We start from the raw sequence: 5,980 nt of genomic DNA on the forward strand, positions 1-5,980 counted from the left end.
GCCCCGTCTCCGTTCTGCGGATGAACCAGTAGAGGAAGCCGAAGGCCACGACCGCCCCCACGCTGGCCACGAGCTGCGGGAGGCCGACGTAGAGGCCTGCCAGCGAGATGCGGCCTTGCACCCACGGGGTCTTCACCAGCTGGAAGTCCGCCCCCCAGAGCGCCTGGGCGGCCGAGCGCAGGAAGACGGCCAGGCCGAACGTGGCGAAGATCTGGGCGAGCATCGGCGCACCGAGGATCCACCGGACAATCCCATGGTACGTGGCCACGCCGAGGAGGAAGAGGAGTCCGGCCGTGAGGGGGAGCGAGACCAGCGGGTCGAGCCGCCACAGCGACCAGGCCCAGAAGGTGGAGAACATGGCGAGCATGAGGAACTCGCCGTGCGCGAAGTTCACGATCTCCATGAGGCCGAAGATGAGGGACAGGCCGGCGGCGATGAGGGCGTAGATGAAGCCCATGAGGAGCCCGCCGATGATTCCCTGGAGCAGTACCTCGACGGTCATCGCCGGCTACTGTAGCATGCTCCCCCCCGCGCTCAGCTGATGTACGCCCGGCGCAGCGCCTCGCCGTCAAGCAGCCTCGACGGGTTGCGCTCCTCCATCACGATCTGGCCGAGCCGCATCACGTACACGCGCGAGGCGATGCCGAGGGCCGCCCGCACGTTCTGCTCCACCACCAGCACGGTGGTGCCCAGCTCCCGCGCCACGCGCCCCAGCACCGCGAACATCTCCTTGACCAGGAGCGGACTCAGCCCCTCGGACGGCTCGTCGAGCAGGAGGAGCCGCGGCCGCAGGATCATCGCCCGGGAGATCGAGAGCATCTGGCGTTCGCCCCCGGAGAGCGAGCCGGCGCGCTGGGACAAGCGCTCGCGGAGCCGCGGGAAGAGCGCGAAGACCTCCTCGAGCCGCCGGGGGAGCTCCTGGCGGCTCCGGAGCAGGTAGGCGCCCAGCTCGAGGTTCTCTCCCACCGAGAGCGGCGCGAACACCCGACCCCCCTGCGGGACGAGCGCCATCCCGTTCCGCACGTGGTCCGACGCGCGCGTCCCCTCGATCCGCTGCCCCCGGTAGACGATGGCGCCCTGCGACGGGCGCAGCAGCCCGAAGATCGTCCGCACGGTGGTGGTCTTGCCGGCCCCGTTGGGCCCGAGCATCGCCACGACCTCCCCCTCGTTCACGCGCAGGGAGAGGCCCTCGAGCACGACCTTCTTGTCGTACCCGGCGGTCACGTCCGACAGCTCCAGCAGCGGCGCGCCCATCCTCTCCCCGCCGTGCCCCTCAGAGCCCCAGGTACACGCGCACGACCTCGTCGTTGTGCTGCACCTCGTCCGGCGTCCCCTCGGCGATCTTGCGCCCGGCGTCCAGCACCACCACCCGGTCGGAGATGTCCATCACCGCCTCCATGTGGTGGTCGATCAGCAGCACGGTGCACCCGCGCCGCACGAGTCCGCGGATCACGCCGAGGATCGTCTCCGTGGCGTCGCGCCCGAGTCCGGCCGCGGGCTCGTCCAGGAGCAGCAGGTCGGCCTCCGTGGCCATGGCCCGCGCGATGGCCAGGAGCTTCTGCTCGCCGTAGGCCAGGTTCTGCGCCAGCTCGCCCGTCTTGGCCCCGAGCCCCAGCTCCTCCAGGATGGCCCGGGCCCGGCCCCTCGCGGCCCCCCGTTCCGCCCGGAGGGCCGCTCCTCCGAACACCGCGTGGGTCAGCCGCTCGCCACGCTGACGCTGGAGACCCAGCGTCACGTTCTCGAGCGCCGTCATCCGGTGGAAGAGCCGGAGATCCTGGAAGGTCCGGGCGAGCCCCAGCGCCACGATGCGGTCGGGCCCGAGGCCCGTGATGTCGTGGTCGCGGTAGCGCACGTGTCCGGCCGAGGGCCGGACGAAGCCCGAGATGAGGTTGAAGGCCGTCGTCTTGCCGGCGCCGTTGGGGCCGATGAGGCTGGTCACCTTCCCCTGCTCGACCGAGCAGGACAGCGCGTCCACGGCCCGCAGGCCGCCGAAGTCCTTGGTCAGGCCCTCGATCTCGAAGTACGCCACGCTAGCGGGCCGGCCGCTCGCGGAGGAGCCCCGCGGGCAGGAAGCGCATGAACGCGATGAGCAGCACCCCGTACAGGATGCGGCGCAGCGGATCGGCGATGCTGGACGGCACCGCCAGGAACTTGAGCAGCTCCGGCAGGACGATGAGCACCAGCGCGCCCAGCATGGAGCCGAGCACGTTGCCCTTGCCGCCGATGATGACGATCGCCAGGATGAAGATCGACTCGTGGATGTCGAAGCTCGGGGGATCGATGAACGAGGTCACGCCCGCGTAGAGCGCGCCGCCCAGCGCGGCCAGCGCGCAGCCGACGACGAAGACCTGCACCTTGAAGCGCGTCACGTCCTTGCCGAGCGAGCGGGCGGCTCCCTCGTCCTCCCGGATGGCCCGGAGCACGGCCCCGAAGGGGGACACGGCGATCCGCCAGGCCACCCACCCCGCGAGCCCGGCGAGCGCCACCGCGAGCACGAGCAGGCTGCGGTAGCTCGCGAAGGGGAAGCCGGAGAGCGACGGGCGGGGGATGCCCGAGATCCCGAACGGGCCGTTGGTCAGCGCCGGCCAGTTCAGCAGGACGCTGACGATGATCACCTGGAAGCCGAACGACGCGATGATGTAGTGGTCGCCGGTGACCTTGAGCGTGGGCACGGCCAGCAGCGCGGCCACCAGCGCCGCGATCCCCATGCCGACGCCGGCGGCGGCGAAGAAGTTGGCGCCGGCCTTCGTGGTCAGCAGCGCCGTCGCGTACGCGCCGATGGCCATGAACGCCGCGTGGGCGATGGACACCAGCCCGGTGAGCCCGACGAGCAGGTTCAGCGAGACCGCCAGGATGGCGTAGAGGCTGGCCAGGATCAGCACGTAGAAGACGTAGTCCACCGGCTGCTACTTCGCCTGCCGCGGCCCCAGCAAGCCCGTGGGGCGGAGAAGGATGAACGCGGCGAGGACGCCGAAGGCGATGGCCTGCTTCCACTCGGAGGCGATCTTCCAGATGCCGACGTTCTCGACGACCCCGATCAGGAATCCGCCCGCCACGCCGCCGGACAGGGCGCTGGTGCCCCCGACGATGACGGAGATGGTCGCGATGAGGAGGGCGCTCATCCCCGAGGACGGCGCGATGCCGGTGTCGATGGCCGAGAGCACCACGGAGCAGCCGGCCAGGAGGGAACCCACCGCGTAGACGACGAGGCGGATCCGGTCCTCGTTGATGCCCACGATCTCGGTCATCTCCGGGTCCGCCGCCAGCGCGCGGATGGCCTGGCCCACGCGGCTCCGCCGGAGGAACAGCGCCAGGCCGCCCCAGAGGCCGAGGCTCGCGGCGAGGCCCACGATCTGCAGGCCGGTGATCCAGACGGGGCCCACCCGCAGGCCCTGCTGGAGCGGCTCGGCCACGGGCACCAGGCGCGGATCACTCTTCCAGACGATGATCACGAGGTTCTCGATGAGGACGTAGAGCCCGAGCGAGCTGAGCAGGGTCTCCATGTCGGAGGCCCCGATGCCCCGCAGGGGCCGGTACAGGAACCGCTCGATGGCCATGCCGAGCAACGCCGTCACGAGGAGCGTGGCCGCCACCGCCACGACGAAGGGAGCCTCGAGGGCCGCGAGGGTGTGAAAGAACACGTAACCGCCCAGCGTGTAGACGCCGCCGTGGGCGAAATGGAAGGTCCGGGTCGTCCCGTAGACCACCCAGAACCCCAGCGCCAGCAGCGCGTACGCGCTCCCCGCGATGAGGCCGTTGACGGTCAGCTGGAGCAGCTCGCCCATGGGTATCGGGGAGGGGGAGTGCCCCCCTCCCCGCCGGGGAGATCCTAGCGCCCGTAGGGGGTGAGCTTGCCCCCCTTCACCACCATGAAGCGCGCCGGCCAGACGACCTGGCCGTCCTGGTCGAAGTTGAGAGTCCCCGAGACACCCTCGAAGTTCTTCACCTTGTAGAGGAAGTCCCGGATCTGGGGGCCCGTGGTGGCGCCGCTGGCGAGCGCGGCGCCGAGGAGCCGGTAGCCGTCGTAGCACGTGGCCACGTAGATGGCCGGCACCTTCCCGTGCTTCGCCTTGTAGCGCGCCACGAACTCGCGCATCTTGGGCGTGCCCCCCACCGGATCCCATGGCCACTGGGGCATGATCGCGCCCTCGCGGGCGGCCCCGGCGATCTCGGTGGTGACGGGCGCGCTGGCGCCGGAGTACAGCAGCCACGGCGTCTCGATGCCGAGCTGCTTGGCCTGCTTGAGCGCGTAGCCGATCTCCTTGTCGTGGCTGTACATGAAGATGAGGTCCGGCGCCGCGGCCCGGATCTTGGTGAGCGGCGTCCGGTAATCGGTGGCCCCGATGTCGTGGGCCTCGGCCGCCGGCGTCGTCATGCCCAGCCGCGCCGCGGTCTGCGAGAAGACGGTCCGGCCCGAGAGCCCGAACTCGTTGTTCACGTACAGGATCGCGACCTTCTTGGCGCCCAGCTTCCGCGCCGCGAATTCCGCCGCCTGGACCACCTCCACCTCGCTCCCCGCGATGTTGGAGAAGGTGAAGTCCCCCGCCTGCCGGATCTTCTCGCTGGTCGCCATGGTGTTCAGCAGGACGACCTTGTTCTGCTCCGCCAGCGGGGCCAGGGCCAGCACCACGCTCGAGCCGTAGGTGACGAAGGCCGGCACCTTGTGGAGGTTGACCAGCTTCGTCAGGCCCGCGATGGCCAGCTTGGGCTGCGCCTGGCAGTCCTCACGCATCACCTCGAGCTTGCGCCCCTTGATCCCGCCCTCCTTTGCGATGTCCTCCAGCGCCAGCTCCATGCCTTGCTGGCAGTACTCGCCGAACTGCGGCGCCGGGCCCGTGCAGAAGCACACCTCCCCCAGCCGGTACGGCTCCTGCGCGGCTGCCGGCAGCGCTCCCGCCAGCAGCGAAAGCCACGCGACCGCCATCACCACCCGCATCGTCCTCATGCCGTCCCTCCTCGTCGGCCCGCGCCGGGGACCATCGTCCCCGGTCCCGGTTTCGGTGCGCTACTTTCGGTCCTTCCAGGCCTGGAGCGGGTAGACCACGTCTGCCGCTGCCAGCTCGAAGGGGTAGATCGTCGCGTAGGCGCCCTTCTGCACCTGCTGCAGGATGGCGCGCACGCCCGTGTTCTGCCCCTTCCCGTCGAACCTGATCCCGCTCCACGGCATGATGAGTTGCTCCGGCGGGATGTTCGTGGCCGCGAGCGCCTTGCGGATCTCCTCGGGCTTGACGCTCCGGGCGCGGCTGACGGCCTCGGCGAGCGTGATGAAGCCCGTGAAGGCGCGGGCGGGGACGTCCGAGATGTCGCGGCCCCCCGGGTTGTCCTTGAGCTTCTTGAAGGCCTCGTTGACCTGGCGGATCATCGGCTTCTTCGCAGCCATGTCCAGGGCGAAGGGGGCCCGCGTGATGTGTCCCTCCACGTCCTTGCCCAGCGCGCTGACGAAGCTGGGATCGGTCCAGCCGGCGTTCTGGGCCAGGAGGAGCTTCGGGTTGTAGTCGAGGTTCTTCGCGGTCTTGACGAAGAGGATCGCGTCCGACGTGTACGAGGTGGGCAGGAACACGTCCGGGTTGGCCGCCTTGAGCTTGCCGACCTCGGCGTCCAGGTTGGTGGTCTTGGCCCGGTACGCCATCTTCACCGCCACCTCGTAGCCGTACTTCTTCGCCAGCTCCTCCTGCACCTTGGCCGAGTCCACGCCGAAGAGCGTGTCCTCGTGCATGATGCCGAGGGTCTTGATCTTCACGCCGCGCCGCTTCTCCAGGTCCTTCATGAAGTCGAACATGGCCACGCTGAAGTGCCCGTCGTGGGGCGAGGTGCGGAAGAACCACTTGAAGCCGCGCTCCGTGAGCCCCGGCGAGGAGGACTCGGCGTTCATGTAGGGCACGCCGTAGCGCTCGGCCACCTGGCTGGCGGTGGCGGTGACGCTGGAGAAGTACGCGCCGAAGAGCGCGTGCACCTTCTCCTGGGTGATGAGGCGCTCGGC

General features: G+C 69.8%; 7 protein-coding genes. All 7 read right to left on the bottom strand.

The window, feature by feature from the left end; genetic code table 11:
- Positions 1-502, bottom strand: a 502-nt coding sequence (locus HYV93_03405; protein ID MBI2525009.1) for a branched-chain amino acid ABC transporter permease, incomplete at its 3' end; no start/stop codon positions are given.
- Between the two features lie 32 nt (positions 503-534).
- Entirely contained in the window at positions 535-1,254 is a 720-nt protein-coding gene (locus tag HYV93_03410) for an ABC transporter ATP-binding protein (protein ID MBI2525010.1), read from the bottom strand.
- Between the two features lie 19 nt (positions 1,255-1,273).
- Positions 1,274-2,029, bottom strand: coding sequence for an ABC transporter ATP-binding protein (locus HYV93_03415; protein ID MBI2525011.1), 756 nt, complete (start codon positions 2,027-2,029; stop codon positions 1,274-1,276).
- A 1-nt stretch (position 2,030) separates the two neighbouring features.
- Positions 2,031-2,900 carry a branched-chain amino acid ABC transporter permease gene (locus HYV93_03420; GenBank protein ID MBI2525012.1) on the bottom strand — a complete coding sequence of 290 codons (870 nt, stop codon included), beginning with the start codon at positions 2,898-2,900 and terminating at the stop codon, positions 2,031-2,033.
- 6 nt (positions 2,901-2,906) lie between these two features.
- Complete coding sequence (locus HYV93_03425) at positions 2,907-3,785, bottom strand: branched-chain amino acid ABC transporter permease (protein MBI2525013.1); 879 nt, start codon at positions 3,783-3,785, stop codon at positions 2,907-2,909.
- Between the two features lie 44 nt (positions 3,786-3,829).
- A complete protein-coding gene (locus HYV93_03430; GenBank protein MBI2525014.1) occupies positions 3,830-4,945 on the bottom strand; it encodes an ABC transporter substrate-binding protein in 1,116 nt (371 codons plus the stop codon).
- 60 nt (positions 4,946-5,005) lie between these two features.
- On the bottom strand, positions 5,006-5,980 hold a 975-nt coding region (locus tag HYV93_03435), incomplete at its 5' end, for an ABC transporter substrate-binding protein (GenBank protein MBI2525015.1).

This window comes from Candidatus Rokuibacteriota bacterium (assembly GCA_016188005.1).
Taxonomy (GTDB): Bacteria; Methylomirabilota; Methylomirabilia; order Rokubacteriales; family CSP1-6; genus UBA12499.